The sequence below is a fragment of the Bradyrhizobium sp. P5_C11_2 genome (assembly GCF_054049755.1).
On record NZ_JBFULT010000040.1, the window covers coordinates 1 to 26,157 of the forward strand.

24 protein-coding genes and 2 pseudogenes are annotated in these 26,157 nt (G+C 65.0%); 7 read left to right on the plus strand and 19 right to left on the minus strand.

Annotated elements, in window-relative coordinates; all coding sequences use genetic code 11:
* The 6 genes and pseudogenes from ACXJL8_RS06765 to ACXJL8_RS06790 all read right to left on the minus strand — a co-directional run.
* Positions 1-265, minus strand: a pseudogene (locus ACXJL8_RS06765) (hypothetical protein); the annotation flags it as partial.
* A gap of 56 nt (positions 266-321) precedes the next feature.
* Positions 322-495, minus strand: coding sequence for a hypothetical protein (locus ACXJL8_RS06770; protein WP_456621401.1), 174 nt, complete (start codon positions 493-495; stop codon positions 322-324).
* A 158-nt stretch (positions 496-653) separates the two neighbouring features.
* Positions 654-2,168 (minus strand): DUF5939 domain-containing protein, encoded by a 1,515-nt coding sequence (locus ACXJL8_RS06775; protein WP_456621400.1) that lies wholly within the window; start codon positions 2,166-2,168, stop codon positions 654-656.
* 375 nt (positions 2,169-2,543) lie between these two features.
* Positions 2,544-3,623, minus strand: coding sequence for an isocitrate/isopropylmalate dehydrogenase family protein (locus ACXJL8_RS06780; RefSeq protein ID WP_456621399.1), 1,080 nt, complete (start codon positions 3,621-3,623; stop codon positions 2,544-2,546).
* Positions 3,624-3,700: 77 nt separating this feature from the next.
* Positions 3,701-4,768, minus strand: coding sequence for an alcohol dehydrogenase (locus ACXJL8_RS06785; RefSeq protein ID WP_456621398.1), 1,068 nt, complete (start codon positions 4,766-4,768; stop codon positions 3,701-3,703).
* 146 nt (positions 4,769-4,914) lie between these two features.
* The gene (locus ACXJL8_RS06790; protein WP_456621397.1) at positions 4,915-6,111 is read right to left on the minus strand and encodes a CaiB/BaiF CoA transferase family protein; all 1,197 of its coding nucleotides are present in this window, start codon (positions 6,109-6,111) and stop codon (positions 4,915-4,917) included.
* A 193-nt stretch (positions 6,112-6,304) separates the two neighbouring features.
* On the opposite strand from ACXJL8_RS06790, the gene glgA reads away from it, so the two are divergent.
* Positions 6,305-7,720: a glycogen synthase GlgA gene (gene glgA / locus ACXJL8_RS06795; protein ID WP_456621396.1), complete on the plus strand. Its 1,416-nt coding sequence runs from the start codon at positions 6,305-6,307 to the stop codon at positions 7,718-7,720.
* Between the two features lie 286 nt (positions 7,721-8,006).
* Here glgA and ACXJL8_RS06800 read toward each other — a convergent pair whose 3' ends face one another.
* Positions 8,007-8,951: an oxygenase MpaB family protein gene (locus tag ACXJL8_RS06800; RefSeq protein ID WP_456684774.1), complete on the minus strand. Its 945-nt coding sequence runs from the start codon at positions 8,949-8,951 to the stop codon at positions 8,007-8,009.
* 90 nt (positions 8,952-9,041) lie between these two features.
* Entirely contained in the window at positions 9,042-10,190 is a 1,149-nt protein-coding gene (locus tag ACXJL8_RS06805; RefSeq protein WP_456621394.1) for a patatin-like phospholipase family protein, read from the minus strand.
* A gap of 198 nt (positions 10,191-10,388) precedes the next feature.
* Here ACXJL8_RS06805 and ACXJL8_RS06810 point away from each other — a divergent pair, with 198 nt between their 5' ends.
* A complete protein-coding gene (locus ACXJL8_RS06810; protein WP_456621393.1) occupies positions 10,389-11,276 on the plus strand; it encodes a LysR family transcriptional regulator in 888 nt (295 codons plus the stop codon).
* A gap of 132 nt (positions 11,277-11,408) precedes the next feature.
* Here ACXJL8_RS06810 and ACXJL8_RS06815 read toward each other — a convergent pair whose 3' ends face one another.
* Positions 11,409-12,125 carry a peroxiredoxin-like family protein gene (locus ACXJL8_RS06815; RefSeq protein WP_456621392.1) on the minus strand — a complete coding sequence of 239 codons (717 nt, stop codon included), beginning with the start codon at positions 12,123-12,125 and terminating at the stop codon, positions 11,409-11,411.
* Between the two features lie 275 nt (positions 12,126-12,400).
* Between ACXJL8_RS06815 and ACXJL8_RS06820 the strand changes: the two genes are divergently transcribed.
* Both ACXJL8_RS06820 and ACXJL8_RS06825 read left to right on the plus strand, forming a co-directional pair.
* The gene (locus ACXJL8_RS06820) at positions 12,401-12,883 is read left to right on the plus strand and encodes a cupin domain-containing protein (protein WP_456621391.1); all 483 of its coding nucleotides are present in this window, start codon (positions 12,401-12,403) and stop codon (positions 12,881-12,883) included.
* Between the two features lie 114 nt (positions 12,884-12,997).
* A complete protein-coding gene (locus tag ACXJL8_RS06825; RefSeq protein WP_456684775.1) occupies positions 12,998-14,200 on the plus strand; it encodes an MFS transporter in 1,203 nt (400 codons plus the stop codon).
* On the opposite strand, the gene ccoS is transcribed toward ACXJL8_RS06825, so the two are convergent.
* The 10 genes from ccoS to ACXJL8_RS06875 form a co-directional block, all read right to left on the minus strand.
* The gene (ccoS, locus tag ACXJL8_RS06830; protein WP_008138466.1) at positions 14,197-14,364 is read right to left on the minus strand and encodes a cbb3-type cytochrome oxidase assembly protein CcoS; all 168 of its coding nucleotides are present in this window, start codon (positions 14,362-14,364) and stop codon (positions 14,197-14,199) included. The genes ACXJL8_RS06825 and ccoS overlap by 4 nt on opposite strands.
* Entirely contained in the window at positions 14,364-16,553 is a 2,190-nt protein-coding gene (locus tag ACXJL8_RS06835; RefSeq protein WP_456621389.1) for a cation-translocating P-type ATPase, read from the minus strand. The genes ccoS and ACXJL8_RS06835 overlap by 1 nt, the downstream gene beginning before the upstream one ends.
* 11 nt (positions 16,554-16,564) lie before the next feature.
* Positions 16,565-17,056: a FixH family protein gene (locus ACXJL8_RS06840; RefSeq protein ID WP_456621388.1), complete on the minus strand. Its 492-nt coding sequence runs from the start codon at positions 17,054-17,056 to the stop codon at positions 16,565-16,567.
* Between the two features lie 15 nt (positions 17,057-17,071).
* Positions 17,072-18,538, minus strand: coding sequence for a cytochrome c oxidase accessory protein CcoG (gene ccoG / locus ACXJL8_RS06845; protein ID WP_456684776.1), 1,467 nt, complete (start codon positions 18,536-18,538; stop codon positions 17,072-17,074).
* Positions 18,539-18,649: 111 nt separating this feature from the next.
* A complete protein-coding gene (ccoP, locus tag ACXJL8_RS06850) occupies positions 18,650-19,522 on the minus strand; it encodes a cytochrome-c oxidase, cbb3-type subunit III (protein ID WP_456621386.1) in 873 nt (290 codons plus the stop codon).
* A 6-nt stretch (positions 19,523-19,528) separates the two neighbouring features.
* Positions 19,529-19,693 (minus strand): CcoQ/FixQ family Cbb3-type cytochrome c oxidase assembly chaperone, encoded by a 165-nt coding sequence (locus tag ACXJL8_RS06855; RefSeq protein WP_015687703.1) that lies wholly within the window; start codon positions 19,691-19,693, stop codon positions 19,529-19,531.
* 13 nt (positions 19,694-19,706) lie between these two features.
* Complete coding sequence (ccoO, locus tag ACXJL8_RS06860; RefSeq protein WP_027546562.1) at positions 19,707-20,441, minus strand: cytochrome-c oxidase, cbb3-type subunit II; 735 nt, start codon at positions 20,439-20,441, stop codon at positions 19,707-19,709.
* 12 nt (positions 20,442-20,453) lie between these two features.
* Positions 20,454-22,103, minus strand: a complete 1,650-nt coding sequence (ccoN, locus tag ACXJL8_RS06865) for a cytochrome-c oxidase, cbb3-type subunit I (RefSeq protein ID WP_456621385.1) — start codon at positions 22,101-22,103, stop codon at positions 20,454-20,456.
* A 211-nt stretch (positions 22,104-22,314) separates the two neighbouring features.
* On the minus strand, positions 22,315-22,740 hold the full coding sequence (locus ACXJL8_RS06870) for a CBS domain-containing protein (protein WP_456621384.1): 426 nt from the start codon (positions 22,738-22,740) through the stop codon (positions 22,315-22,317).
* Between the two features lie 35 nt (positions 22,741-22,775).
* Complete coding sequence (locus ACXJL8_RS06875; RefSeq protein ID WP_456621383.1) at positions 22,776-23,609, minus strand: universal stress protein; 834 nt, start codon at positions 23,607-23,609, stop codon at positions 22,776-22,778.
* A gap of 206 nt (positions 23,610-23,815) precedes the next feature.
* Here ACXJL8_RS06875 and fixL point away from each other — a divergent pair, with 206 nt between their 5' ends.
* The 3 genes and pseudogenes from fixL to ACXJL8_RS06890 form a co-directional block, all read left to right on the plus strand.
* On the plus strand, positions 23,816-25,333 hold the full coding sequence (gene fixL, locus ACXJL8_RS06880) for a sensor protein FixL (protein WP_456621382.1): 1,518 nt from the start codon (positions 23,816-23,818) through the stop codon (positions 25,331-25,333).
* Positions 25,334-25,336: 3 nt separating this feature from the next.
* Positions 25,337-25,954 (plus strand): response regulator FixJ, encoded by a 618-nt coding sequence (fixJ, locus tag ACXJL8_RS06885; protein WP_456621381.1) that lies wholly within the window; start codon positions 25,337-25,339, stop codon positions 25,952-25,954.
* Between the two features lie 43 nt (positions 25,955-25,997).
* Positions 25,998-26,157: pseudogene (locus tag ACXJL8_RS06890) on the plus strand (response regulator); the annotation flags it as partial.

Here is a 26,157-nt window from a genome sequence, read left to right on the forward strand (position 1 = left end):
CAATTGAACAGAGCCATCTGCTATCGCCGCTAGCGCTCGTATTCACGAGGTAGGTTAAGCCCTGCGCAACTTGGCTATCGGCAAATCCCTGTAACGCCGGCTCCGGGTCTTCAAACAGTCGAGTGAGATAAGACACCGCTTCCATCGGGGCCGGATCCCACCAATCATGGGCCGGATCGAAATACCAAGGTGCTTGCTGAAAGCGAACTTCGCGTCCGAATGAGTGTTCGAGCCAATCATCAAAAGGCAGGTTTTGCAGGCGCATCACGACGGCCCCAACTGATCGCTAAACGACGCGGCCTTCCACCTTTCCGCTTGCTGCTACGTCTCGTGCTTGCCAGATATTTCTGGCCCGGCCAAGCGAAGCTCCAGCGCTTTGAGCTGTTCGATCAACTCTTCGACGATCTCTTCGTAGTCGGACGGCGTCAGCGAATGCACACCGCGCGATGTCAGTTGGTTCTGGAGAATCGTCGCCATGATGGCTTTGATGCTCATGGAGGCTTCTGAATACTCATGAAGTACAATGTGAAGTAGACGCCAAAGATTGATGAGGCGCAACGGCTGGGGCCTAACCTCCCGGCCCGTACAACTACGGCGGCCCCGCCGATATTGCGCTGCGAAGCAGCGGCTCCTTGCGCTGCATCAGCGGGTGCTCACCTCCGTGCCGGAGCAATTCCAATCCGATGAATTTCCATCTTCTGGCCGATGCCCTTCAAGTTCTCGTAGTCGCGCGAGGCCGGGCGTCCTTTGACGATGTCGCCGACACCTGGGGCTTCCATGACAGCTTCGGTCAGGCACACTTCGTTGACGTGGGCCAGGCCCTGCACGCGTGCAGCAATATTCACGTCCTGCCCGAAATAATCGATCCGGTCGTTGAGCCGTACGGCAACCGCTCTGCCTCTGTGCACACCGACCTTGAGGCCCAGCGGCCGTGAAGCGGTTTGGTTGAAGTGCAACAGTTCCTCGATCATCTCGACGGAGGCACGGACGGCGTCCTGTGGGCGCTCAAATCCGGCCATGACTGCATCGCCGATCGTCTTGACGATGGTGCCGGATCGTTCTCGAATGATCTTGTTCAAGATGTCGAAGTGCTGGCGAACGAGAAAATAGGCATTCACGTCGCCGACGCTTTCATACAGCGGCGTCGAATCTTTCAGGTCCGTAAACAGGTAAGTCATGTCGGAGACGGCGAGGCTCTCGCGCTCATCCACCAACTGCGTCTTGTAGAGTTCGCCGAAGCACGGGGTGAGCAGCAACCGCTTGCCAGACAGAAAGGGCTCGTACTCGACCAGATGAGGCTGGAACTGGGGAGGATACTGGAGGAACCAGAAGCGGCCGCGCTCGCTCGTGTGGTTCTCGATCATGATGGTATGCTTGCCCGGGCTGATATCGGTCGTCCGTCGAAACGCAAAGCGTCCATCGCCCAGCATCATGTCTCTCGCCCCAATCGATCGGTCCGGGACCACGAACCGACCCGATTCAAGTTGAATCTGCGTTCCCTGGGGTCCCGCCGGCTCACCGTTGGCGAAGAAGATCAGGAGCATCTTATGGCAGAGGTCAAGCACCTCGAAACGGCCGGCGGTCACGTCAAACTCGAAGCTGCTGCGTTGCCCGGCCTCGATATCGGAAAATCCGCGTGAGAGCGCCGCGACGAGTTGTTCGTGCGTCATTCCATGTGGAGGCCTGAAATCCCGGGAGAAATTGTAGCGCAGATAGTAGTCCTGCACGGACAGCTGCTCGGGATGGCGGAACGCGATGTCGCGGACGGCATCCGAGACTGTAAAGGCAACCTGGATATAGTCGTCCAACGCCACGTCGTTCAGTGCATTGCAGAACTCGCACTGGAAGCGTGGATGGACCTGGTCCAGTTCGCGAAAGCTGCCTGCGACCTGCGGGCAATAGGCGCAGATCAGCAGCCACTGCATCTCGAACAGGCCGACCTTGGCGGCGTGCACAAACAGGTCGATTCCATCGGCTTCGCTCAGCCCGTTGACGGTCGCGTAATTGATAGGGTTGATGCGAAAGAGATCGTAGTCGTCGCCGGTGCGAATGAAGCGCTCGAGGCCCTGGAGCACAGGCGGCGGCCAGTTTCGCGCAGACTCAAGCTCGCTCAAGCGCTGCGTCAGGACGCTTTCGTTGATTGACGCAGAGTTCAATCCTCTCGACATGCCAGCTCCGATCGTAGTTGCCAGCCTTCGCGGCCGTTGATCAAAAGCTGCCCCTTGCCGAATGTACCTGATTGCGGCCCAAAAGGTCCGGAAATTCCGGATATGTTGGCAAGTTGGCCCGATACAGCGCCAATAAACCCTGTCCGGAGGCGTTGATAGCGTTCCGGGACCGGCTTGCTCGTGGTCTTCCAAGCCCTCGCGAGCCACGCGATGGTGCGCTCCCTCGCCCCGTTCTTACGGGGAGAGGGGTGGGATGAGGGGCTGCTTCCGCAAAAATAGTGACAGATGGATTCGCGGAGGCTCCCCCTCACCCGGAATCCGCGCTTCGCGCGAATTCCGGCCTCTCCCGCAAGCGGGGAGAGGCGAGGCAATCCACTACAGCGCCGCGATCACCGCTTTGGTAATATCCGCCGTGCCGTTGCTGCCGCCGAACTCCATCGGCTTGATGCCGCCGGCATAGACCTGATCCACCGCGCGCTCGATCTTCTCGCCGGCCTCGGCGGCGCCCTCGACGCCGTGCTTGTCGGCGAGCCAGTCCAGCATCATCGCGGCCGACAGGATCATGCCGGTCGGATTGGCCTTGCCCTGCCCCATGATGTCGGGCGCGGTGCCGTGGCAGGGCTGGAACACGGCGTATTTGTCGCCGATGTCGGCCGACGGCGCCATGCCGAGGCCCCCGATCAGGCTCGCGGTGATATCGGAGACGATGTCGCCGAACATGTTCTCCATCACCATCACGTCGAAATCCCAGGGCCGCTTCACCAGCATCGCCGAGCAGGCATCGACATAGAGACGATCGGTCTTCACGTTCGGATGCTTCTTCTCGATCTCGTCAAAAATGCCGCGGAAGAACGCAAAGGCCTTGAACACGTTCGCCTTGTCGACGCAGGTCAGCATCCCCGGCTTGCCGCGCGCCTTGCGCCGTTCGGCGAGGCGAAACGAGAACTCGAACAGGCGCTCGGAGGTCTTGCGGGTGATCACCATGGTCTCGCGCGCGTCATCGTGGGTGACGACACCCTTGCCCATCGAGGCGAACAGGCCTTCGGTCGACTCGCGGATCACGACGAGATCGATGCCGCGCTGGTCGGCACCGACGATCGGGCTCGGCACGCCCGGGATCAGCCGCGCCGGGCGCACGCCGGCATAGAGATCGAAGATGAAGCGCAGCTCGATCTGCGGCGCGATCTCGGTGTTGTCGGGATAGCGCACCGACGGCAGCCCGCAAGCCCCGAGCAGGATCGCATCCGCCTCCTCGCACAATTTGATGGTGGTATCCGGCATCGACTTGCCGGTGGCGAGATAGTTGGTGGCCCCGGCCGGCGCCTCGGTGAAGCGGAACCGCAAGTCCGACTTCGCCTCGATCCTGCGCAGCACTTCCAGCGCCGGCGCCATGACCTCGGGACCGATGCCGTCACCGGCGAGCACGGCAATATGGAAGGCGTTGTTTGCGGACATGGGGTTTCCTGAGAGTTTGGCATGTCATTCCGGGGCGCCGTAAGGCGAACCCGGAATGACGGAGGAGAGACCGAAGCTTACGGCGTCAGCACTGTCCGCCCGACCACCGCGCCCTGCTGCAATTGCACCAGCGCGTCGTTGGCTTGGCTCAGCGGCACTGCGGTCACCGGGATCGGCGGGACCTTCTTGGCCCGCACGAGGTCGAGCAGCTCCTGCGTCTCGCGCAGATTGCCGACATAGCTGCCCTGGATCGTCACCGCCTTGATCGGGATCAGCGGCAGCGCCCAGGTCGCGCCGCCGCCGAACAGGCCGACGAGGACGAGCTTGCCGCCCTTGGTCAGGCAGTCGAAGCCGAGCTGCGTGGTGGCGGCGTTGCCGACCAGATCGATCACGGCGCGGATCGGCCCGCCCGCCTTCCTGGCGAGTTGCTCGAGCGCATCCGGCGCCTTGGGATCGACGGTGGCGAGCGCGCCGGCCTTTTCCGCCGCCTCGCGCTTCTTCGCATCGATATCGACCATGATCGCGCCCTTGCCGCCCATCGCCTTCAACAGCGACAGCGCCATCAGCCCGAGGCCGCCGGCGCCGAACATCACGATCGGCGTGTCGAAATGCTGCTCGACCTTCTTCAGCGCGCTGTAGGTGGTGACGCCCGAGCAGGCATAGGGCGCGGTCGTCGCGGGATCGAGCCCCCTGAGATTGAGCAGATAGCGCGGATGCGGCACCAGCATGTGGTCGGCATAGCCGCCGTCGCAATAGACGCCGAGCGAGCGCGGCGTCAGGCACATGTTCTCATCGCCGCCAAGACAGGTCGCGCATTTGCCGCAGCCGATCCAGGGATAGACCAGGCCGGCATCGCCGAGCTTGAGATCGCCCTGGTCGGTCGGCTTCACGTCCGGGCCGAAGGCAAGGATCTCGCCGACCGTCTCATGGCCCATGGTCAGCGGCAGGTTGATGCCGCGGTCCTTCAGCGAGAGCGGCTTGCGGCCGTGGCCGAGATCGTAGCCGCCTTCCCAGATGTGGAGATCGCTGTGGCAGACGCCGGCCGCCTTCACCTTGATCAGCACCTGCGTGCCCGTGGGCTGCGGCGTGGCCTCGTCGAACTCCTTCAGCGGCGCCTTGAAATCGGCGACCTTGAAACTCTTCATCGACGTCCTCCCGGATACTTTTCTTGTCGCATCACCATGCCACGGGCGGCGGGACCAGACAAACCTGGACCTGTGTAGTTGACGCCCGCGGAGGGTGGCAAGCCGACCGCGCGCAAAGCCGCATTGCTTGCCGCACGAGGCGTCCGTCAGCCTTGCACGGCCGTTTTGCCTGACGGAATTGGCGCGCCGTCGGCGAGGCCGACCTCATCGCGCAATTCGCGCGTGTGCTCGCCGAGCACGGCCATCGTCTGGCCCGGCGTGGTGTCGGCACCGGTCATCCGGAACGGCAGATTGAGGACCTGGAACGAGCCGCCCGCGTCCGTCACCTCGGAGAGCGCCTGGCGATGCGCGAGCTGCGGATCGGCCAGCGCCTCGGTCACGGTGCGGTAGGCGGAGGCCGGCACACCGGCCGCGCCGAGTGCGACGAGGCATGCGTCGGTCGCGAGCTGCCGCGACCAGGCCTCGACGCCGTCCATCAAGTCGGCCCAGTTCTCGCGGCGCGCAGCGTAGGCCGCGAAGCGCGGGTCGGAGATCCAGTCGGGGCGGCCGATCACGCCCATCAATCCCTGAAACGTCTTCTCGCTTGCGACGGTGATCATGACATAGCCGTTCGCCGTCTCGGTCGGCCCGAACATCGGGCGCGGCGGCGGCTTCACCGCGAATTGCGAGCTCTGCAACTCGACCACCGTCAGCGTCAGCATCGACTCCAGCATGGAGACGTCGATGTGCTGGCCGAACCCGGTCACGGTGCGCTGATACAGGGCGGAGGCTATCGCGCCAAAACCGTAGGTGCCGGTGACGACGTCGGCATGATAGATGCCGCAATAGTCGGGACGGTTGCGGCCGGGCTGGTAGGCGAGATGCGCCATGTCGTAGCCGGAGGCGGCATGGATCACCGGCGCATAGGCCGGCAGCTCCGCCGAGGGCCCGGTCTGGCCGTAGCCCGAGATCGAGCAGTAGATCAGCTTCGGGTTGACCGGACGCAGGCTGTCGTAGTCCAGCCGCAGCCGGCGCATCACGCCCGGCCGAAAATTCTCGACCAGGATGTCTGATGTCGCGACCAGCCGGCGGACCGCCTCCTTGCCGTCCTCGGACTTCAGGTCGAGCACGACGCTCTTCTTGCCGACATTGAGCTGGCCGAACACGGTGCTGCACCCCTTGCGCAGCGGCGGCCGGGTCCGCATCGTCTCGCCGCCATCGGTCTCGATCTTGATGACCTCGGCGCCCATGTCGGCAAGCATCCGCGCGCAGTGGGGACCGGCAATGGTGGTCGAAAAATCCAGCACCCGCAGACCTGCAAAGGCCTTTGTCGTCGTCCCCTCATGCTTATCTGCTAGTTGCATGCTTGCTGTATCCTTGGAGTCCCCAGGAACGTTCGATGTTCTCTGTTGTTGATTGGCCGACCCTAGATGGGGGCGGCTGAGTAGGAAAGTCTTTACCGAACGGACGCGCGTTGTGGGCGGGCTTTGGAATTGCGGGGCAACTGGACCCGTTCTTGCATAGCAGCAAACGGGCTCGGGCAGGGGGTGACTGTTCTTGAGGGTCTTGTTTGTCACGACAGAGATGGACGATTTCGTCCGCGTCGGCGGACTCGGTGCCGTTTCTGCTGCGCTTCCGAGAGCCCTTCGTCCCTTCGCCGATATCCGGATCATGCTGCCCGGCTATCGCGACATCATCGAGCAACTCACGCACATTCAGATCGTTGGCCGCTGTCCGCCGTTCGCGGAGATGCCGGCCTGCTCGCTTGGCCGGGCCGCAACCAAGGACGGTCTGCCGGTCTATGTGCTGCTGTGCTCCCAACTCTACGATCGTCCCGGYAACCCCTATGGCGATGAAGCCGGGCGCGACTGGCCCGACAACGACATCCGCTTCGCGCGTTTTGCCTCGGCTGCGGCTGAGCTGGCCGCGGGCAATCTGGACAAGAATTGGGCAGCAGACCTGATCCATGCCAACGACTGGCAGGCCTCGCTGGTGCCGGCTTATCTCGCCTGGCGCGGCAGCAAGCTGCCGTCGATCCTGACCATCCATAACCTCGCCTATCAGGGACTCTTCCCGAAGGACTCGCTGCGGCGGATCGGCGCACCGGAAAGCTCCTTCCATATCGACGGCGTCGAGTTCTACGACAAGGTCTCCTTCCTCAAGGCCGGACTGGTCTACGCCTCGCACCTCACCACCGTCAGCGGCACCTATGCGCGGGAGATCACCACCTCCGAATTCGGCTGCGGCCTGGAAGGCCTGTTGCGGCTGCGCTCCGACGCCGCCGAGCTCACCGGCATCCTGAACGGGATCGACGAGAGCTGGGACCCGCGCTCCTGCGCCCAGCTCGCCCAGCAATTCGGCGCCGGCGACTGGATCGGCAAGAAGGCCAATGCGGACTATGTGCGCAAGCAGTTCGGGCTCGCGGTGTCGCGCGGCCCGATGTTCGGCATCGTCGCGCGCCTCGTGCACCAGAAGGGCATCGACCTCGTGCTGTCGGCGGCCGACGAGATCATCGATGCCGGCGGGCAGATCGTGGTCACCGGCTCCGGCGAGCCGGCGCTCGAGCAGGCGCTGATCGACGCGCATCGCCGCCGCCCCGACGCGATCGGGGTCGCGATCGGCTTCAACGACGCCCAGGCCCGGCGCATCTTCGCCGGCAGCGACTTTACCTTGATGCCGTCGCGGTTCGAGCCTTGCGGGCTCAGCCAGATGTACGCCCAGCGCTTCGGATCGCTGCCGATCGGACACCAGACCGGCGGCTTGGCCGAGACCATCACCGACGGCGAGACCGGCTTCCTGTTCTCAAAACCCTCGCACGAGTCCCTTCTCGGCGGCGTCCGCCGGGCGTTCTCGACCTTCATGGCCCAGGACCAGCTCGATTCCATGCGCCGCAGCGCCATGGGACGATCGTTCTCCTGGAGCATCTCGGCCAGCTGCTACAGCGCGCTGTACCGGAAGCTGGCGGCGGTGTGAGAAAGCGACGGCGCTTCCACGTACTCCGTCATTGCGAGCGCAGCGAAGCAATCCAGAATCTTTCCGCGGAGACAGTCTGGATTGCTTCGCTGCGCTCGCAATGACGCTGCGGGGAGAGCGCGTGCCTCACTCTTCTCACGTGCCCCGGACGCAGCGCAGCGCTTCTTCAGCGATGCGCTGCAGAGCCGGGGCCCATGTCGCACAGGAGTCCGTGGCCTCTGGGTCCCGGCTCTGCGCCGCAATGCTCACGCGTTGCAGCTTGTCCGGGACACGCCGGGAGCGCTTCTTAGCGGCGCGTGTCCATCTGCGGCCGTCCGATCCAGGCACGGTTGAGGCAGCGGGTTATCCAGTCCGGCTGCAACTCTCCTCGCAGCCGCGCCTGCRCTTCCTGGTAGGGACCGACATAGCGCAGCCTGTCCGGCAATCTCGGATAGACGCGCCTGATCCATTTCATCGCATTGTCGGCGGATCTGATATCGCGCTCGTCCAGTTCGAACCCGAAGCCTGCGCGCAAGCGCTCCGGCAGCAGGCTTGCCGTGAGCGCACGATACCATCGCGGCGGACGCAACCACGGACGCGCGCCGTTGAAGATTTGTGTCGCGATCTCGCGCGCGGCCGGGCTGACAGTCAACGTCTCCGACCCCGCCATCGCCGCGGTGTAAGCGGCGAAGCCGGACCAATCCGCCGGCAAATCATCCCCGGTCAATCCGAACAGGGCGCCGAAGGTGCGGCTCTCGTTCCAGTAGCGCTCGCGCTCCTCGGCCGCGAGCGGCGGCAGGACCAGGTCGTGCGCCATCAGCGCGGTCTCGACCAGCGTGGCATGAACCCAGCGCAGCGACGGGATGTCGTTGGCGCAGTAGCGCGAGCCGGCCGCGAACGGACCGACGGCCTCGGGCATCTCTCCGACGATCATGGTATGGCGCCGGTGCAGCTGCCGGGACGACAGCATCGCCCGATCGAGCGAGCCGAACACCATGGCAAAGACGATGTCGAAGGTACGATGGAAGCGGCCGATCGGATCGGCAAGGGTCCGCGAATGCTCCGCGATGGCGGCAGCGACCCAGGGATGCGCCAGTTGCAGCAGCAGCGCACGGCCGGCGCCGAGGAAGATGACGGCCTCCCGGTCGATCCGCCAGGTCACCGAGGCCGGACCGAACACGCCCGGGACCGGCCCCGCGGCGTCAGCCCGGACCTGATCGAGGGCAGCTTCCAAATCGTTCTCAACGACCAATTGCGAGCCTCGCGACGAAGACGCCGCGACAATAGCCCAGACCGCGCGCCCGCAACATCGTCACGACCCGAAACAAACGACGGATGCGGCCTACTCCGCCGCAATCGGCATCTCGTCGATATGCTCGTGCAGCACCACGCCGGCGAGCGGATCGAATTCGCCGATCCACGGCTTTCGTGCGAGCACGGACTTCGTGTGGGCGTAGCCCGCATGCCAGCGCCGCGTAATGCCTGACGGGCTGAAGTCGATGTCCTTGGTATGGGTCTCGCGGTCGAGCTGCGGCGCCAGCAGCCGCACGACGTGCATGCGGGTCGGACAGCCGTAGCTCATCAGCTCCCTCACCGCGGGATCGCTGCGCTCGCTCTCGGGCAGACGCGCGGCGAGCTGGTTGATGACGTGACGCAGGCGATGGGCCTGTTGCTGTCGCACGATCTGGCTCGCGATGCGGCTGGAGTACTGCACGTCCTTATGGCGGTTCAAGACCTCCGCCATCGTGGTCGGCTCGGCGCCGACGGGATTCCACAGATGCACGGAGAAGATCAGCGAATCCCTGCGTGGATTGTCGTCGAATACGGCCTCCGTCGGCGTGTTCGACAGGATGCCGCCGTCCCAATAGAGCTCGCCGTCGATGCGCACCGCCGGAAAGGCTGGCGGCAATGCGCCCGAGGCCATGACATGTTTCACCGTCAGCTCGCCGTCGCGGCTGTCGAAATAGCGCATTTCGCTGGTGCCGACATGGGCCGCACCGACCGTCAGGCGCGGCGCGCAGCGATTGGCGAGGTCGAAATCGACCAGCTCGCTCAGCGTCTTCTCCAGCGGCGCGGTCGAATAGAAACCGGCGTGATCGGCGCCCAGCGGATAGGAATCCCCGGCATGCGCCAGCGCATTGGGCCGGAAGAAGCCGGGAATGCCGTGGGTCACGGTCGACCAATAGGCGAGCTTCTCGTTGAAGTCGGGAAACGCAGTGCGCCAGTTCCAGACCGGGTTCTGCTCCATCCGCTTCCAGAACTCCCTCAGGCGCGCGAGCCGGTGCTCCGGCGCGTTGCCCGCGATCAGGCTCGCATTGATGGCGCCGATCGAGGTGCCGATGATCCAGTCCGGCTCGATGCCGGCCTCGTGCAGCGCCTGGTAGACGCCGGCCTGGTAGGAGCCAAGCGCCCCGCCGCCCTGCAGCACGAGGACGACCTGACCCGGCAGGTCCATGCTCTTTCGTTGCCCGTTGTCCTGCATGCGGTTCATGTCTCGCTCCTGTCGAGCCTATGGTTATCATTCGTCAGGCGTAAGGCTATTGTTACGTCTTGCCATTTTCCGCGATTGTCGGGTCTTTTGGAAATGCCGATTGGCTTCCGAAACCATACGCACGCGCTATCGCGGCCAGGATATCATTCCCTGTCCCGATCGGTTAGATTTCCGGCCGATCCTGCCGGGAGCCCATCCATGGAAATGCACCAGGTCCGCTATTTCCTCGCGGTGGCGCAGCTCTTGAATTTCACGCGCGCCGCCGAGGAATGCAACGTGACGCAGCCCTCGCTGACACGCGCGATCAAGCAGCTCGAGGCCGAGCTCGGCGGCGACCTGTTCCGCCGCGAACGGCCGGCGGCGCAACTGACCGAGCTCGGCCAGCGCATGCATCCGCTGCTGAAGCAGTGCTATGACGCCGCCGCCGGTGCGCGCTCGCTCGCCTCCTCGTTCAAAAGTGGTGAGGTCGGCGCGCTCCGCGTTGCGCTGACGCATTCGGTCGACCTGGCGTTGCTTATCCCCCACCTCAACGAGATCAGGCGGCAGTTCAACCGGCTCGAATTCCGCTTCCTGCGCGGGACGAGCCGCGAGGTCGGTGAATTCCTGAAGAAGGGCGAGGCCGAGCTCGGCATCGCCGCCGAGATCGACGAGGCCTGGGATCGTCTCGACGTCTGGCCGCTGTTCACCGAGGCGTTCGATCTCATCGTCAGCAGGGGGCACCGGCTTGCCGAGCACGACACGATCGAGCCGGACGACCTGCGCGCGGAACAATTGCTCGGCCGCAGCTATTGCGAGCATTCCAAGCGCATCGCAGCGAGCCTGCGCGAGCACGGCATCGATGTCGATCACGGCCACGAGATTTCGAGCGAACGCGACCTGATCGAGCTGGTGGAGGCCGATATCGGCATCGCCATGATGCCCCACACCTCGCCCGTGCCGGACAGCCTGAAACGCGCTGCGGTTGCCGGCCTCGATGCCCGCCGCACCGTCAGCCTCTATGGCGTCGCCGGCCGCCAGCGCACGGCGGTGGCCAATTCCGTGATGCGCATGCTGCGCGGTGCGGACTGGCGGGCGATTGCGGGGTAGCTGCCGAGAACGATCGCTGCTCTTCCCCGCTCGTGACTCGCTTGCACTGAGTGCGCGGAAGCAAACCCCTCATCCGGCGCGCTACGCGCGCCACCTTCTCCCGCAAGGGGAGGAGGACGAAAGTGCGCAGCCTCACTTCTCCCGGCTTGCGCGCTCCAACGCTTCGAGCAGATCGTCGATCTCCATGCGCTTGCGGAAATCGGGATCGACGAAGCGGGCCTTGACGATGCCGTCGCGGCCGACCACGAACACCGCCGGGATCGGCAGCATCCAGCCGTCATTGCCGTGGAATTTCGCCATGTCCTGATAGGACAACAGTCTCTGGATCTCGGCGCCGAGCCAGATCGCGAGATTGAGCGACAGCGCATAGCCATTGTCGAGATCGGTCAGGATCCGAAATGGCGCACCGGAATCAGCCTTGAGCTGGCTAGTGTATTCCTGCGTCTCCGGCATGATCGCAACGATCTGCGCACCCATCGCCTCGACGCGGTCCTGCGCCTGGACCACGGCGCGGACATTGAGCCGGCAATAGGGACACCAGTGGCCGCGGAAGAACATCACCACGACGGGGCCTTGCGCCAGCAGCGCGGGCAGCGTCACGAGACGCCCGCCCTCGTCAGGCAGCATGAATGGCGGCATCACATCGCCCGGACGCGGCGCGTTCTCCCCGCCGCCGTTCCCGTTCAATCGCGCCACCAGGCGATCGACCGCCTCGCCATAGGCCGGAAACACCTGGCGGCTTGCGTCGGCATACGCGAGGAGCTGCTCGTTCAGCGTTCCCTCCATCTCGCGGCAGCGCTGGAAGGCAAGCTTGAGCTGCTCGGCATCTGCTGGTGAGAGAGACGTCATCTTCCGCTCCGGCGTTCGAAGGACGAATATTAGGTTCCTGGTCCGGCCGCCCGCAAGGGGCGGCTGTCGCCAATCGGGCGCCCCACCATCGGACGCCGGATATCCCGAAAGCGGAAATGCCGTTGCCCAATCGGTTCGATAGCCGCCGCGCATCGACATAGCGCGGGGCTATCGCACCGAAAGCGAAACGGCATTTCAGGACGGGCTCGCTCTCGACGAAGCTCCTGCCATAGCCGGCGACCAGCGAGGTTGCGGCCAACAGAGGAGACTTCCCCATGTCTAGGCATCACATATTGTCGCGCCTGGTCTGGCCCGGCCTTGCCGTTCTCGGCATGCTGCCCTTTGCAGCACAGCCGGCCCTCGCGGGCGAATGCCCCGCCGAGAAGATGAAGCCCAATGCGCGTCAGATGGTCGATTACAAGCCGGTCGGTGTCACCGACGTCACGCTCGGCGCCATCGATCTCGGCAAGCAGCCGGCGCATATCGAGGGTCGCGAGCTGCGCTTCCGCAAGCTCACCATCGAGCCCGGCGGCATCGTGCCCTGGCACAGCCACGACGATCGCCCTGCTCTGATCTTCGTGCAGCAGGGCGAGATCGTCGAATACGCCTCCAACTGCGTCGATCCGATCGTGCACAAGGCCGGCGACATCCGCCCCGAGGTATCAGGCACCTCGCATTGGTGGAAGAACCTCGGCAAGGAGACGGTCGTTCTCTATGTCGGCGACGTCCGCAGGGACCCCAACGATCATCACATGTAACGGGCGCTTGAACAGGCCGTCGTTCCGGGGCGCGAAGCGAACCCGGAATCTCGAGATTCCGGGTCTGGTGCTTGCGCACCAGCCCGGAATGACAGATCAACGGAGAGCCGAGCCATGACCGATCTTTCCGCGTCGATCAAACCGACCGCGATGATGACGGATGAGCATTCCCCGGGCCTTGCGCTTCGTTCGCTCGTCATCGGCCTCACCGCCTTCCTGACCGTCGTCGATCTCTTCGCGACGCAGGCGATCCTGCCATCGCTGACGCGCCATTACGGCGTCACGCCGKCAGCGATGGGCTTTGCCGTCAACGCCAGCACCTTCGGCATGGCGACGGCTAGCCTCGTCGTCGGCTTCTTCAGCCCGCGCATCAACCGGCGGACCGGCATTCTGCTCAGCCTCACACTGCTGGCGGTCCCCACGGGGCTGCTGGCGATCGCGCCCAATCTTGCGGTCTTCACCGCCTTGCGGATCGCGCAGGGCCTGTGCATGGCATCCGCCTTCGCGCTCACCCTCGCCTATCTCGGCGAGCAATGCAGCGCGATGGACGCCGGCGGCGCGTTTGCCGCGTACATCACCGGCAATGTCGCCAGCAACCTTGTCGGCCGGCTGATCTCGGCGGCGGTCGCCGACGGCCTTGGCCTCGCCTGGAACTTCTATTTCTTCGCGACGCTCAACCTCGCCGGCGCGGCGCTGGTCTATTTCACCATCCGACGCGCGCAGCCGATGCACGCCATGACGCCGGCGGGCCCACCGCTTGTCGCCATGATCGCGCATTGGCGCAATCCGCGGCTGCGCGCCGCCTACGGCATCGGCTTCTGCATCCTATTCGCCTTCATCGGCACGTTCACATTCGTCAATTTCGTGCTGGTCCGACCGCCGCTGTCGCTCGGCATGATGGATCTGGGCCTCGTCTATTTCGTCTTCCTGCCGTCGGTCGTCACGACGTTGCTCGCCGGCAGGGTGGCATCGCGGCTCGGGACGCGGCCGACGATATGGGGCTCGCTCGCTGTGGCCGGACTGGGCCTGCCGCTGATGCTGGCGCCGCATCTGGGCGAAGTGCTCACCGGCATGGTCCTGGTTGGTGTCGGCACATTCTTCGCGCAGGCGGCCGCGACCGGTTTCGTCGGGCAAGCCGCCACCGACAACCGCGGCGTCGCCAGCGGGACCTATCTTGCCTGTTACTTCTTTGGCGGGCTCGTCGGCACGGCCGTGCTCGGGCGGCTGTTCGACAGCTTCGGCTGGCACGCCTGCGTCGCCGGTGTCGGCGTGGCCCTCGCGGCCGCAGCCTTGCTCACATTCGCCCTCAAGCGCTAGCGCTTGACCGGGGCTTCCTGCGGCGGTTCGTCGTCGGCGATCGCGCGCCAGGCGGCGCCGTCGAGATCGTCGTACTGGCCGCTTCTGAGCGACCAGAGGAAGGCGACGAGGCCGGCGCCTCCCAACATCAGYGCCAGCGGAACCAGGATGACCAGGATTTCCATCACATGATCTCCCGCGAGGCGCTGCGTGCGCGCAGCGAATTCAGCATGACCAGGATCGACGATCCGCTCATGGCGGCGGCGGCAATCAGGGGCGTCACGACGCCGCTGATTGCGACCGGCACCGCGAGGACGTTATAGCCGATGGCAAGCCAGAGGTTCTCCCGCATCAGGTGCAGCGCCTTGCGCGCGGAATCGATCGCGGCGACGACGGGCGCCAGCGGCCGGCCGAGGAAGACGAGATCGGCGGTGGCCTGGCTGAGATGCGCGGCCGAGATCGGCGACATCGAGACATGGGCCGCCGCCAGCGAGGGCGCATCGTTCATGCCGTCGCCGACCATCAGCACTCTTGCACCGCGCCGCTTCAATTCCTCGATCCGCGCGATCTTGTCGGCCGGCGTGACGCCGGCGCGCCATTCGGGAATGGAGAGCGCGTGGGCCGCGGCCTTCACCGCCGGCTCGCGGTCGCCGGAGAGGATCTCGATGCCGATGCCCCGCGCCTTCAGCGCCGCGATCACGGCCTGGGCATCCGGACGCAGGCCCTGACGCACCGAGAGGATGAATTTTTCGGCTCCCTTGCTGAAAGCCACGACCGACGCTTCAGGATCGAGCGTGGCGCCGCCGACCAGCGCCTCGGCGCCGCAGAAGGACGGACGGCCAAGGCGGATCTCGATGCCGTCGGCGACTGCGCGCACGCCCTGCCCGGCCTCCTCGACCGCACCGACGATCGGCGACCTGGCGCCGGCGGCCTGTGCCACCGCGGCGGCGACCGGATGATGGCTCGACAGCGCGAGCCGCCCGGCCAGTTCGAAGATGTCGGCGGGAATGTCAGCCGCGTTCATCACTTCGAGATCGGGCAGCGTCAGCGTGCCGGTCTTGTCGAAGATGACGTGGTCGGCTTCCGCCAGCCGCTCGATCGCATCGCCGGAATTGAGCAGCACGCCCGCCTTGAACATCGCGCCGGAGGCCACGGTCTGCACCGTCGGAATCGCAAGCCCGAGCGCACAGGGACAGGTGATGATCAGGACCGCAACGCCGGTGACGATCGCATCATGCCATGTAGCGCCGGCGATGACCCAGCCGAGAATGGTGAGGAGCGCGGTCGCGTGCACCACCGGCGCGTAGAGCCGCGAGGCGCGGTCGGCGAGCCGCATGTAGCGCGAGCGGGCCTGGAGCGCGTGGTCGAGCAGCCGCGTGATCTCGGCGAGCAGCGTCGCCTCCGACGCGGCCGAGACCCGCACCCGCAGCGTGCCGGAGATGTTCATGGAGCCAGCATAGACAGGCGTGCCCTGCCCCGCCGTGACATAGAGCGTCTCGCCGGTGATTAGGCTCTGATCGATCTCTGAACGCCCCTCGATCACGGTGCCGTCGACCGCGCAGCGCTCGCCGGGCCGCAACAGCACGATGTCGCCGGGATGAATTGCCGCCACCGGCACCTGCGAGATCTCGTCAGGGCCGACGAACTTGGCCGCCGTCTCCGCCTTCAGCGCGGCGAGATTGCCCGCGACCGCGCGGGTCCGCCGCCGCATGTTCTGGTCGAGGAAGCGGCCGACCAAAAGAAACGTGAGCAGCATGATCGCGGCGTCGAAATAGGCGTGCTCGGCGTGGTGGATGGTTTCGACCACGGACATGCCGAGCGCAAGGCACACACCGATCGAGATCGGCACGTCCATGTTGGTGGTCTTGTTCGACAGCGCGCGCCAGGCCGAGCGGAAGAACGGCTGGCCCGCATAGGCCGCCGCCGGCAGCGCGATCAGCGCCGACAGCCAGTGGAAGAAATCGCGCTGCTCCGGCAGCATGTCCGAGACGTTGCCCGACCACACCGGGATCGACAGCATCATCACGTTCATGGTGGCGAAGGCCGCAACGCCGAGGCAGCGCAGCAGGAAGCGCGATTCCGCGACCTCGGCCGCCTCCGCGCTCTCGGTCTCGTAAGGATAGGCCTTGTAGCCGAGCTCATCGAGGCGATCGATGAAGCGGGCCGGATCGAGCGTGCCCGCCTTCCATTCCAGCGCGACGCGCCGGTCGGTGAGGTTCACACGCGCCAGCGTGACGTCGGGAATGGCGGAGAGTCCGCGCTCGATCTTGGCCATGCAGCCGGCGCAGTGAACGCCCTCGACCGCGAGATCGATGTGCTGGACGCCGTCGCCGGCGGTCCGGACGTAGTGCGAGAAATCCCGCGTGACGTGCATGCCGAATTCCTTCAGTTCAGGACGACGCGGTTGCGCGACAGGAAGACGCGCATCCCCCGCGCCTCGCCCTCGATCACCAGATCCCACTGACCGGGCGTGACCGAAGCGGCATTGCCGCGATAGATGCCTATGCCGGCCTCGGCGAGCTCGACCGCGAGGTCGGCGCGCTTGTCGGTCGGCCGCTCCAGGCGGCCGCCGAACTTGAGGCCGGTCACGGGCCGGCCGCTTGCATCGCGCGCCTCGACCTGGAGCGTGGCGCCGCCGTCGGCACGCCGCTCGATATGGGCGTTGACCTGCCATTTGCGCGCGGCCTGGTCCTGCGCCGCCGAAATCTCCCGGTCATAGGTGAGGCCTGCGGCATAGGGGCTGTCGACGTCGGTGCCGGGCAGCGTCGCGATCGCGAGCTTCATCATGGTCACGTTGACGCCGATCACGACGCCGAAAAAGGCGACCAGCATCAGGAAGACTTTGGTTCCGGTCAGCGGCCTGGGTGCGGATGCCATGGCGGTCTCCTGATCTCACGGCGAGACGAAATTGTCGGTGGCGGAAGCGACCTCGCCGAGCCCGATATCGGTGACGTGGAAGCGGACCGGAATCGACTTCTCCGGATTGCCGTCCGCGGGCGCGGTCACGAGCAGCCGAAGCTCGCTGGTGGAATCACGGGGGATCACGATCATCGGCCGGTCCGGCGTCACCGAATCGACACCGACGACATGGATCGTCGCGTTGGCCGGACCGTTCGCGTCGATCGCGACGACGCGGTCGTAGCCGCTCTTGTTCAGGAGACGGACGGTGTAGGCGTTCCGGATCGAGCCGTCGCTGAGCCGGACCGCGACCGGATTGCGGTCGTGCAGCACGTTGACGTCGAGCAGGCTGYGCGTCGCCAGCGTATAGAGCATGATGCCGCCGACGGCCGCGATGATCGCGCTATAGACGATGGTGCGGGGACGGACGATCCGATAGACCGGCGCCTTGCCTTCCTGGCGGCGCTGGATGTTGATGTCGTTGTCGTAGCCGATCAGCCGCTTCGGCCGGCCGATCTTGGTCATCACGTTGTCGCAGGCGTCGATGCAGAGCCCGCACTGGATGCATTCGAGCTGCGGCCCGTTGCGGATGTCGATGCCGGTCGGACAGACCGCGACGCACTGGTAGCAATCGACGCAATCGCCGACTGGCTGCCCGAGCGAACGCAGCTCGGCGGCCTTCTTGACCGAGGTGCGCTTCTCGCCGCGGTCATAGCGATAGGTGACGTTGAGCGMCCATTCGTCGGTGAGTGCCGCCTGGATGCGCGGCCACGGGCACATATAGGTGCAGACCTGCTCGCGCATGTAGCCGGCGAGCACATAGGTCGTCGCGGTGAGGATGCCAATCCAGGCATAGGCGATCATCGGCCCCTGGAAGGTGACGAGCTCCTTCACCAGGGTCGGCGCATCGTTGAAATAGAGCACCCAGGCGCCACCGGTCCACCACGCGATCAAGAGCCAGATCGAATGCTTGAGCACGATCTCGGAGATGCGCTCGAGCTTCATCGGGTCGGACGAGGCGTCCTTCTTCATCCGCGCGCGGCGGTCGCCCTCGACCAGCCGTTCGACGGCATAGAACAGGTCGGTCCACACCGTCTGCGGACAGAGATAGCCGCACCAGATGCGGCCGCCGACCGAGTTCATCAGGAACAGCGCCACCGCGGCGATGATCAGGAGGCCGGTGAAGTAATAGACCTCCTGCGGCCACAGCTCGATGAAGAAGAAATAGAAGCGGCTGTTGGGCAGGTCGATCAGCACCGCCTGGCTGGGCGCACCGAGGCCGCGATTCCAGCGCACGAAGGGCAGGAAGTAGTAAACGCCGAGGCAGAACGCCATCAGGCCCCATTTGATCCGGCGAAACGTGCCGGAGACGCTCTGGGGATAGACCTTCGTCCGGGCTGCGTAGAGGGGCCCGACGTCATCGTCCGATGTGAGGTCTTTCGGGTTCACGGTCTTGTTCATCACCTGAAACTTCTCGAGGGGGTGCGATTGAACCTAGACCCGACGTCGCTGCTTCAGTTGATCCAGCTCAAACGGGGGCACTTTTGTTCGCCCCCGTTCGCTGCTGATCAGCTATTTTCCACCGCCCAGCGAGTGGACGTAGACCGCCATCGCCTTGATGGTGGCGGGATCGAGCCGCCCTTCCCAGGCCGGCATGACGCCGGCGCGGCCCTGGCTGATGGTCTCGATCAGGGCGGCCTCGTCCGAGCCATAGAGCCAGATCTTGTCGGTCAGATCAGGCGCGCCCATCTCCAGGTTGCCCTTGCCGCCATCACCGTGGCAGGCGACGCAATTCTCGACGAAGATCTTCTCGCCCTTGGCCTTGTCGTAGCCCGCCCGGGTCGGCAGCCCCGACAGCGACCGCACGTAATTGGCGACCGTGACGATCTCGTCGCCCTTCAGCACGCCGTCCTTGCCGAAGGCGAGCATCTGGCCCTCGTGCGTCTTGGCATGACCGGAGCGTACGCCGAACTGGATGGTCTGCATGATCTGGTCGAGCGTGCCGCCCCACAGCCAGTCGTCGTCGTTCAGGTTCGGGAAGCCCTTGGCGCCGGCACCGCCGGAGCCGTGGCACGGCGCGCAATTGTCGCCGAACACGGTCTTGCCCTTGGCGCGCGCAAGCGCCAGCAGGGCCGGATCCTTCTCGATGTCTGCGAGCGGCGCCGCCGCCAACGCCGCCATCTTCTCACCGCGGAGCGCCTCGAGATTGGCGAGCTCTACTGCGAGGCTGGCGCGCGTCGAGTAGCCGAGCAGCCCGGTCGTATTGCTCGAAATCAGCGGCCAGGCCGGATAGACGATCAAGTAGCCGATCGACCAGATGATGGTGAGATAGAAGCTGATCACCCACCAGCGCGGCAGCGGCGTGTTGAGCTCCTTGATGCCGTCCCACTCATGTCCGGTCGTCGTCTTGCCGGAAACAGAATCGAATTCGCTATGATCGGTCATGGTCTCTCACTCCTCCCGCAACGGCAGGTGTGCTGCTTCGTCGAACGCAGCCTTGTTACGGGGCCAAAATGCGTAGGCGATGATCGCGAGAAAGATCGCGACGAACACCGGCGTCCAGATCGTGGTCACGAGACCGGACGCGAGATTGTCGAGTGTCAGGATGGCTTTCATCGTTGATGCCTTCTCAGCGAAGATTGGCTTTCTCGTTGTAGATCTTGAAGTCGACCAGCGTGCCGAGCATCTGCAGGTACGCGATCAGCGCGTCCATCTCGGTCGGCGTACCGGTCTTGCCGTCGAAGTTGCGCACGACGGCCTTGGCGTAGCGCTTGCTGAAGGCGTCGGAGCCGGCATTGTCCGGATCGGCCTGGGCCTTCAGATCGGCGCCCGCGTTGGCGATCTGGTCGTCCGTGTAGGGCACGCCGACGGTCCGGAGCGTACGCATGTGGTCGGCGATCGTGTCCGGATCCACTTCGGTTGCGCTGAGGAACGGATAGCCCGGCATCACCGACTGCGGCACGATCGCGCGCGGGTTGGTCAGATGGGTGACGTGCCAGTCGTCGGAATACTTGGCGCCGACGCGGGCAAGGTCCGGACCGGTGCGCTTCGAGCCCCACTGGAACGGGTGGTCGAACATGCTCTCGGCGGCCAGCGAGAAGTGGCCGTAGCGCTCGACCTCGTCGCGCAGCGGCCGGATCATCTGCGAATGGCAGAGATAACAGCCCTCGCGGACGTAGACGTTGCGGCCCGCGAGCTCCAGCGGTGTGTACGGCCTGACGCCGTCGACCGCCTCGATCGTGCTCTTGAGGTAGAACAGCGGGGTGATCTCGACGAGGCCGCCGATCGCGATCACCAGCAGGATGCCGACGATCAGGATGATCGAGTTCTTTTCGAAGACTTGGTGACGCGTCCAGAACGACATTGCTTGAGCTCCTCATTCCGCCGGCTGAAGAGCGACGGGCATCTGGACTTCCGCTTCGCCGACGCGGACGGTCATCCAGAGATTGTAGGCCATGATCAGCGCGCCGATCAGGAACAGCCCGCCACCGGCAGCCCGGATGACGTAGAAGGGATGCATCGCCTCGACGGTCTCGATGAAGGAGTATTCGAGGAAGCCGAGCGAGGTGTAGGCGCGCCACATCAGGCCCTGGAGGATGCCGGACACCCACATCGCCGAGATGTAGAGCACGATGCCGAGGGTCGCGACCCAGAAGTGCCAGTTGACGAGCTTCAGGCTGTAGAGGCCCTTGCGATTCCAGGCCCACGGCACCAGGCAATAGAGCGCGCCGAAGGAGACGAAGCCGACCCAGCCGAGCGCACCGGAGTGCACGTGGCCGATGGTCCAGTCGGTGTAGTGGCTGAGCGAGTTGACCACCTTGATCGACATCATCGGGCCTTCGAAGGTCGACATGCCGTAGAAGGCGACGGAGACGACGAGCATGCGCAGCACGGGGTCGGTGCGCAGCTTGTCCCAGGCACCCGACAGCGTCATCAGGCCGTTGATCATGCCGCCCCAGGAGGGCATCCACAGCATGATCGAGAAGGTCATGCCGAGCGTCTGCGTCCAGTCGGGCAGCGCCGTGTAGTGCAGATGGTGCGGACCTGCCCAGATGTAGAGGAAGATCAGCGCCCAGAAGTGGATGATCGACAGGCGGTAGGAATAGATCGGCCGCTCGGCGCGCTTGGGGATGAAGTAGTACATGATGGCGAGGAAGCCGGCGGTCAGGAAGAAGCCGACCGCGTTATGGCCGTACCACCACTGGAACATCGCATCCTGGATGCCGCCCCACGCGACGTAGGACTTCGAGCCGAACACCGAGACGGGAAGCGCCGGGTTGTTGCCGAGATGCAGCACCGCGATCGTCACGATGAAGGCCAGATAGAACCAGTTCGCGACGAAGATGTGCGGTTCCTTGCGCTTGATGATGGTGGCGAGGAAGACGAGCAGATAGACCACCCAGACGATGGTCAGCCAGAGATCGGCGTACCATTCCGGCTCGGCATATTCCTTCGACTGGGTGACGCCGAGCAGATAGCCGGTGCCCGCGACCAGGATGAAGAAATTGTAGCCGACCACGACGAACCAGGGCGCGAGGTCGCCGGCAAGGCGCACGCGGCAGGACTTCTGCACGACGTAGAAGGATGTCGCGATCAGCACGTTGCCGCCGAAGGCGAAGATCACCGCGGAGGTGTGCAGAGGACGCAGGCGGCCGAAACTGATCCAGGGCAGATCGAAGTTCAGCGCGGGCCACGCCAGTTGCGAGGCGATGATGAGGCCGACGAGGAAGCCGGCGATGCCCCAGAACATCGCCATGACGGCGGAGAACTTGATCGGGCCCATGTTGTAGTTGGGGCGGCCGTTGATCTCCGCGGGCGGCAACTCCGCCGGGCGGTCGAAGTAGCGGTTGACGATGCCAAAGACCACAGCCAGGCTCGCCACGGCGCTGAGGGCGGCGTGGAAGGCGAAGGGTGCATCGAGCGCCTTGGCCGAGGCGATCACGCAGAGAAAGGCGGTGACCGCGAACACGAGCGCCAGGCCGCTTTCACCGATGGTCATGGATTTGGAGATGGAGGGCTGCTGCATCGCGGTTTCTCTTTCGAAAGAACACGCCGACAGAAACCACATTCACCCTCGCGGGGAATTGATTGAAATCAAGCTGACTGAATTTCTGGTGATGTCAGTGATGCGACGCTGCCAGTTGCAGTGCCCTCTCCCACAAGGGGAGAAGGGAAGAAAAAGCAGCAGCCTCCGTGAAACCACGGGGGCCGAGATCGCGGGATTTGCAGCCACCGTGTCAGTCGCGCGCGGTCGCCTTGAGTGCCGCGATGACATCCTCGCGGGCGATAATTCCGACCAGCTTTTGCGCGCCGTCGAGCACGACGATGCTCCTGATGCGGTGCTCGACCATGATCTGGAGGACGCGGGTCAACCTCGTATCCGGGCTGACATAGATGAACTCGGGCGTCATGACGTCGCCAACCTTGCGGCGCATCAGGTCGTGATAGCGCGGCAGCATCTGGCTCGGCGTGAAGGCAAAGCACTTCAGGATGTCGAACTTGGTGACGATGCCGACGACCTGCCCGTCGTCCTCGACCGGATAGGAGTTGAAATCGTCCTGCTCGAACATCTCGCTGAGCGCGAGCATGTCGAGATCGCGCCTCACCGTCCGGACGTTGCGCGTCATGTAGCCGTCGACGGTCTGCTCGATAAACTTGTACACGGTGCGCCCTCCTCGATTTCGCGTCTGGCCGGCCGTCAGTGCGACAGCAGCACGCAGCGCGCGGATTGAGTGACCAGATACTGGGTGACGCCACCCAGTATCAACTCGCGAAACCGCGAATGACCATAGGCGCCGGCAACGATCAGGCCCGCGCCGACATCGCCGGCGACCTTCTCCAATCGCGCGGCAGCGGTTTCGTTGCGCGCCGCTTCGGAAACGCGCGCGGTCGCGGTAACGCCCTGGCGGGCAAGCCACGCCGTCGCGTCGGTCACGCCGGCGACCGCGGCGGGGCGATCGTCGTCGCCCTCCGGAATCGCGACGACGGCGACATCCCTGGCCTTGCGCAGCAGCGGCAGCGCATCGGCCAGCGCCCGCCGCGCTTCCGGCGTATCCTTCCACGCCACGAGGACGCTCCGCAGATCGAGCCAGTTGACGCCGTCTGGCACGACCAGGATCGGCCGGCCGGCCTGCATCACCAGATCCTTCGGGCTTGCGAGCGCGAAGGCGTCGGAGAAGGCCGGGCTCTGCCCGCCGGCGACGATGATGTCGGCGCAACGCGCCTGGGTGAGCGTAAAGCGCGCCGGGAAATCCATGGCGCTGCGCCACTCCACATGTCCGCCGCGATTCCTGATCGCGGCGCGGAATTGCGCCTCCAGTTCGGCCAGGCGTCGCTTGACGGAGGCTTCACCCTGGTCGATCAGGCTCTGCGCCGCGGCGCCGTCGCTGAAATAGAGCGGCGGTGCGAACTGCGCCGCAGCAACGCCGACAATGGCGGCCTCAAACCGTTCGGCGAGCTCGCCCGCGACCTGGAGACGCGCCTCGTTGGGCTGATCGAGCGCGAGGCTGACCATCACGGTCGCGTATGTCATCGGGACTCTCCGGTGCAATGAAGCTTCGTGGAATTGTAGGCCTGCCGCACGTCGGCAGGATGAGATAGATCAAACTGCCTGCCGCCCGATTCGGGGAAATCGTCAAAGGATGCAGACGAGCGAACTTGCCTCCGGCTTGGCCTTGGGCAACATTGCCGCGGCGGTAACGGCATCCGGGCCGCCGCATAGGATTGGGAGCCCCAGCTTTGTCGCCGACCCGTGTAACGCATCCGCAGGACGACGGTCGGGGCGAGCATTTCCGGGTCCGGATCGAAGGATTCGGCGTCGGCACCTGGGATCTCGACCTCGAGACGCGGGAGCTGGACTGGTCGGACACCGCCAGGAGCCTGTTCGGAATCGAACGGGACCAACCGCTGAGCTACGAGCTATTCCTGTCCCATCTGGAGCCGAAGGACCGCCAGCGGGTCGAGAGCGCGATCCGACATGTTTCCGAAAGCGGCGGCGGTTTCGACGTGTCCTTCAGGGTCGCCGGCGCCTCCGGCAGAGGACAGTGGATCCGCGCCCGGGCGGGACTCATTCGCGATGAAGCCGGCTCCGCCCGTCATCTCAGCGGCATCTTTCTGGACATCGACGAGGAGAAGCAGGTTGAGCAAGCCCTGCGCACGCGCGAGAGCCACCTTCGCTCGATCCTCCAGACGATTCCCGATGCCATGATCGTCATCGACGGCCACGGCGTCATCCAGCTCTTCAGCTCGGCCGCCGAGCGCCTGTTCGGCTGGTCGGAGCACGAGGCGATCGGCCAGAACGTCAGCATCCTGATGCCGGAGCCCGATCGCTCCCGCCACGACAGCTACATCGCCCGCTACCGCACCACGAGCGATCCGCACATCATCGGCATCGGCCGCATCGTGACCGGCAGGCGCCGTGACGGAACGACCTTTCCGATGCACCTGTCGATCGGCGAGATGCAGTCGGGCGGCGAGCCCTATTTCACCGGTTTCGTCCGCGACCTGACCGAGCATCAGCAGACCCAGGCGCGGCTCCAGGAATTGCAGTCCGAGCTCGTCCATGTCTCGCGGCTGACCGCGATGGGCGAAATGGCCTCGGCGCTCGCTCATGAGATCAACCAGCCGCTGGCGGCGATCAGCAATTACATGAAGGGCTCGCGGCGGCTGCTCGCCGGCAGCCACGATCCGAATGCGCCGAAGATCGAAAGCGCGCTCGACCGCGCGGCGGAACAGGCGCTGCGCGCCGGCCAGATCATCCGGCGCTTACGCGATTTCGTCTCCCGCGGCGAATCCGAGAAGCGGGTCGAGAGCTTCTCCAAGCTGATCGAGGAGGCCGGCGCGCTCGGGCTTGCCGGCGCGCGCGAGCAGAACGTGCAGCTCCGCTTCAGTCTCGATCCGGGCGCCGACCTCGTGCTTGCCGACCGGGTGCAGATCCAGCAGGTCCTCGTCAACCTGTTCCGCAACGCGCTGGAAGCGATGGCGCAATCGCAGCGGCGCGAGCTCGTCGTCACCAACACCCGCGCCGCCGACGACATGATCGAGGTGAAGGTGTCCGACACCGGCTCCGGCTTCCAGGACGACGTCATTCCAAACCTGTTTCAGACTTTCTTCACCACCAAAGACACCGGCATGGGCGTGGGACTGTCCATCAGCCGCTCGATCATCGAGGCTCACGGCGGCCGCATGTGGGCCGAGAGCAACGCATCGGGCGGGGCGACATTCCGCTTCACCCTGCCGGCAGCCGACGAGACCTGAGCCATGACGACCAAGGGAATCATCTACGTCATCGACGACGACGAGGCGATGCGGGATTCGCTGAACTTCCTGCTGGATTCCGCCGGCTTCGGCGTCACGCTGTTCGACAACGCGCAGAGCTTCCTCGATGCCCTGCCCGGCCTCGCCTTCGGCTGCGTCGTCTCCGACGTGCGAATGCCCGGCCTCGACGGCATCGAGCTCTTGAAGCGGATGAAGGCGCAGCAATGCCCGTTTCCGATCCTGATCATGACCGGTCACGGCGACGTGCCGCTCGCGGTCGAGGCGATGAAGCTCGGCGCCATCGACTTTCTCGAGAAGCCGTTCGAGGATGACCGCCTCACCACGATGATCGAATCCGCGATCCAGCGGGCCGAGCCGGCCGCCAAGAACGAGGCCATCACCCAGGACATCGCCGCCCGCGTCGCCTCCTTGAGCCCGCGCGAGCGCCAGGTCATGGAGGGACTGATCGCGGGCCTCTCCAACAAGCTGATCGCCCGCGAATACGACATCAGCCCGCGCACCATCGAGGTGTACCGGGCCAATGTCATGACCAAGATGCAGGCGAGCAGCCTCTCGGAACTGGTCCGGCTCGCGATGCGCGCCGGCCTGATCAAGGATTGAGGCAGGTCAAGGTCCTTGCACCGACCTGTGCTAGCCAGTCAGCATGATCGAGATCGGCTCGCAGCACCAGCGGCTCCCAACGGCGCCATCGGCCAAGCCCACCGTCTACGTGGTCGACGACGATGCCGCCGTGCTGGGATCGCTGCGCTTCCTGCTGGAAACCGACGGTTTTGCCGTGCGGACCTTCAGGAACGCCACCGCGC

Excerpts from the sequence above, each read along its gene's own strand:
- ACXJL8_RS06770 (WP_456621401.1), bottom strand. The coding sequence starts at position 495 with ATGAGCATCAAAGCCATCATGGCGACGATTCTCCAGAACCAACTGACA.
- ACXJL8_RS06775 (WP_456621400.1), bottom strand. The coding sequence starts at position 2,168 with ATGTCGAGAGGATTGAACTCTGCGTCAATCAACGAAAGCGTCCTGACG.
- ACXJL8_RS06780 (WP_456621399.1), bottom strand. The coding sequence starts at position 3,623 with ATGTCCGCAAACAACGCCTTCCATATTGCCGTGCTCGCCGGTGACGGC.
- ACXJL8_RS06785 (WP_456621398.1), bottom strand. The coding sequence starts at position 4,768 with ATGAAGAGTTTCAAGGTCGCCGATTTCAAGGCGCCGCTGAAGGAGTTC.
- ACXJL8_RS06790 (WP_456621397.1), bottom strand. The coding sequence starts at position 6,111 with ATGCAACTAGCAGATAAGCATGAGGGGACGACGACAAAGGCCTTTGCA.
- ACXJL8_RS06805 (WP_456621394.1), bottom strand. The coding sequence starts at position 10,190 with ATGAACCGCATGCAGGACAACGGGCAACGAAAGAGCATGGACCTGCCG.
- ACXJL8_RS06810 (WP_456621393.1), top strand. The coding sequence starts at position 10,389 with ATGGAAATGCACCAGGTCCGCTATTTCCTCGCGGTGGCGCAGCTCTTG.
- ACXJL8_RS06815 (WP_456621392.1), bottom strand. The coding sequence starts at position 12,125 with ATGACGTCTCTCTCACCAGCAGATGCCGAGCAGCTCAAGCTTGCCTTC.
- ACXJL8_RS06820 (WP_456621391.1), top strand. The coding sequence starts at position 12,401 with ATGTCTAGGCATCACATATTGTCGCGCCTGGTCTGGCCCGGCCTTGCC.
- ACXJL8_RS06835 (WP_456621389.1), bottom strand. The coding sequence starts at position 16,553 with ATGCACGTCACGCGGGATTTCTCGCACTACGTCCGGACCGCCGGCGAC.
- ACXJL8_RS06840 (WP_456621388.1), bottom strand. The coding sequence starts at position 17,056 with ATGGCATCCGCACCCAGGCCGCTGACCGGAACCAAAGTCTTCCTGATG.
- ccoP (WP_456621386.1), bottom strand. The coding sequence starts at position 19,522 with ATGACCGATCATAGCGAATTCGATTCTGTTTCCGGCAAGACGACGACC.
- ACXJL8_RS06855 (WP_015687703.1), bottom strand. The coding sequence starts at position 19,693 with ATGAAAGCCATCCTGACACTCGACAATCTCGCGTCCGGTCTCGTGACC.
- ccoO (WP_027546562.1), bottom strand. The coding sequence starts at position 20,441 with ATGTCGTTCTGGACGCGTCACCAAGTCTTCGAAAAGAACTCGATCATC.
- ccoN (WP_456621385.1), bottom strand. The coding sequence starts at position 22,103 with ATGCAGCAGCCCTCCATCTCCAAATCCATGACCATCGGTGAAAGCGGC.
- ACXJL8_RS06875 (WP_456621383.1), bottom strand. The coding sequence starts at position 23,609 with ATGACATACGCGACCGTGATGGTCAGCCTCGCGCTCGATCAGCCCAAC.
- fixJ (WP_456621381.1), top strand. The coding sequence starts at position 25,337 with ATGACGACCAAGGGAATCATCTACGTCATCGACGACGACGAGGCGATG.